We start from the raw sequence: 2,216 nt of genomic DNA, 5'->3' as shown, positions 1-2,216 counted from the left end.
ACCCAAGGGAGCGAGAATCGGAGGCTGAGTGTCTCGGAAGGGTCGGCTGTGTATGGAACCTCTCGGGACGATCTGCTGCTTGCGTCCATTCATCTCTGTCTCAATATTGTGCCGCAAAGCACCGACACGGACAAAGGAGGCAAAGCAGCCATCGCATTGACAAGCATCGCCTTTCCTGTCTGGAGCAGGTCCGCCAGGTTGCACGCAGTCGCGCTTCTCCCGCAGGCAGCACTGGCCAATCGAGGTCAAGACGCGATATGCGGGCAGAATGAGTGATCCGACCGAAGACCAGCTCGCCGCGCTCGGCACTGCGTTCGACACCTTCGCGCGGCGATACAAGCTGGCCGACGCCCGGCGTTCCGAGCGGCCGCTCGCCGAGCTGGACAAAGCCGTGCTCCTATATGTCGCGGACCATGCCGGTTGTGGCCCGACCGATGTTGCGCGCTTCCTCGCGGTGCCGACGACGACCCTATCTTCGGCGACGGATCGGCTCGTGAAGCGAGGCTTACTGAAGCGGGAGCGCATCGAAGCCGATCGACGGGCGGTCGCGCTTAGTTTGTCCGAGGCTGGCACCGCCTACGCCCAGGGCCAGGTCGAGACCTATCGTCAAATGTATATGCTGATGCTTTCGCGGCTGTCGGCTGAGGAACGGGATCGGTTCATCGCGATGATTACAAAGATCGTCTACAACGATGATTGAATAGTCCGAACTTCGTTGTATCTTATGGGTGATATCGCACGAGCCGTGTCGCACCAACGGATGGAGCCAAGTCATGACGATATGTGTGAACGGCGCGGAAGTTCCGCCGCCCGGCGATGCCCGGGTCTCGCTGCTGGATTTGCTACGCGAGCATCTTTATCTCACCGGTACCAAGAAGGGATGCGATCAGGGTGCTTGCGGTGCCTGCACGGTTCTTCTCGATGGCCGCCGCGTACTGTCCTGTCTGACCTTGGCGGCTCAGGCGGACGGGAGCGACGTCCGGACGATCGAAGGTCTATCGGGTGAAGGCGGCGATCTTCATCTGTTGCAGCAGGCCTTCATCGCGCATGATGGACTGCAATGTGGTTACTGCACGCCCGGCCAGATCTGCTCAGCGATCGGCATGGCGGAGGAACTTCGTCGGGGCGACCCCAGCTACGTGACCTTCGATATCACCGCTTCACCGGTGGTGACCCGCGCGGAGATACGCGAGCGCATGAGCGGCAATCTGTGCCGTTGCGGCGCGCATAACGGGATCGTCGAGGCGATCGAGGAGATGCTGGCGGAGACGGCGGCATGACGCCGTTGACCTATGTCCGCGCGGCGGATCGCACCGACGCCCTTGCCCGCGGTGAAAGTGGAGCGCGGTTTTTGGGCGGCGGTACCAACCTTGTCGATCTTCTGCGGCAAAATGTCGAACAGGCGAGCGAATTGGTGGACGTCAGCCATACGCTCGGCACCATTCGCGAAAGCGAGGGCGGCGGGCTTATCATCGACGCGTCAGTCAAGAACGCCGCTGTCGCTGCCGATCCGCGCGTGCGCCGCCGATACCCAGTGCTTGCGCGCGCGCTGCTCGCCGGCGCCTCTGCACAGATTCGCAACATGGCGACGGTCGGGGGCAATGTCCTCCAGCGTACGCGCTGCATGTATTTTTACGACGTCGAGGGCGCGCGCTGCAACAAGCGGCAGCCGGGCATCGGATGCGACGCGATCGACGGGTTCAACCGCTATCATGCCATTTTGGGCGCGTCGGATCAGTGCGTTGCCACCCATCCTTCCGATATGTGCGTGGCGCTCGCCATGCTCGATGCGGTGATCCATCTCTCCGGGCCCGATGGCGATCGGTCAGTGCCGCTGAATGATTTTCATGTCCTCCCAAATACCGCGCCGTATGTGGAGACGGTGCTGAAACCGGGTGAACTGATCACCGCAGTTGGACTGCCGCCGCTGTCGGACGCGCTGACGCATGCCGAATATCGCAAGGTTCGCGATCGCTCCAGCTACGCGTTCGCGCTGATCTCCGTCGCGGGTGGCTTGGCGCTCGCTGATGGGCGCATCGCTGACGCCCGCATCGCGCTCGGCGGCGTGGCGGCCAAGCCGTGGCGGGCGAGAAAGGCAGAGGCGGCACTGGTTGGCGTTGCGCCGACGCCTGAGGCTTTCCTTGCCGCTATCCGCGAAGAACTTGTCGACGCGAAGCCGCTGCCGGGCAACGGATTCAAAATCGGCCTCGTCGAAC

Annotated in this window: 3 protein-coding genes; all 3 read left to right on the top strand. The window is 62.6% G+C overall.

Annotation, left to right across the window (positions count from 1 at the left end; translation table 11 throughout):
* Positions 1 to 268: 268 nt before the first annotated feature.
* Positions 269 to 700 carry a MarR family winged helix-turn-helix transcriptional regulator gene (locus BHQ40_RS24550; RefSeq protein WP_070158292.1) on the top strand — a complete coding sequence of 144 codons (432 nt, stop codon included), beginning with the start codon at positions 269 to 271 and terminating at the stop codon, positions 698 to 700.
* A 73-nt stretch (positions 701 to 773) separates the two neighbouring features.
* Positions 774 to 1,280 carry a 2Fe-2S iron-sulfur cluster-binding protein gene (locus tag BHQ40_RS24545; RefSeq protein ID WP_070158291.1) on the top strand — a complete coding sequence of 169 codons (507 nt, stop codon included), beginning with the start codon at positions 774 to 776 and terminating at the stop codon, positions 1,278 to 1,280.
* Positions 1,277 to 2,216: FAD binding domain-containing protein (locus BHQ40_RS24540; protein ID WP_070158290.1), on the top strand; the 940-nt coding region annotated here is incomplete at its 3' end. The genes BHQ40_RS24545 and BHQ40_RS24540, both read left to right, overlap by 4 nt.

It is taken from the genome of Sphingobium phenoxybenzoativorans, from assembly GCF_001757355.1.
Classification (GTDB): domain Bacteria; phylum Pseudomonadota; class Alphaproteobacteria; order Sphingomonadales; family Sphingomonadaceae; genus Sphingobium; species Sphingobium phenoxybenzoativorans.
Note: the sequence above shows the minus strand (reverse complement) of the source record. Positions and strands in the feature narration are given on the sequence as shown.